General features: G+C 54.5%; 1 protein-coding gene. It reads left to right on the top strand.

Annotation, left to right across the window (positions count from 1 at the left end):
- Window positions 1–233, top strand: a 233-nt coding sequence (locus OGV69_RS25275; protein WP_502873877.1) for a phage tail fiber protein, incomplete at both ends; no start/stop codon positions are given.

Genomic DNA, 233 nt, shown 5'->3' with positions numbered 1-233 from the left:
ATTATTAAGATTTGGGGGGACGGGACCACCGAATTAAACAGTGAGTCCGAAGGGGCAACCGTTGTCCGGGTGGATACGGGCGTTTATAAGGTATCCGGAGTGTTGGGGTTTAACTCCTCCCCGGAGTGGGGCGGAGCAGACGGTGGGTATTCTGTGCCGCAAAACGGTAACGGCCTGCCTCTGTTGTGGCTGGATTTCGAAATAGCGCCCGATGGCGATATTACAATCCGTAC

The organism is Citrobacter sp. Cc139 (genome assembly GCF_030334645.1).
GTDB classification, from domain to species: Bacteria; Pseudomonadota; Gammaproteobacteria; order Enterobacterales; family Enterobacteriaceae; genus Citrobacter; species Citrobacter werkmanii.
The sequence above is the reverse complement of the archived record's forward strand: the minus strand, read 5'-3'. Positions and strand labels throughout refer to the sequence as shown.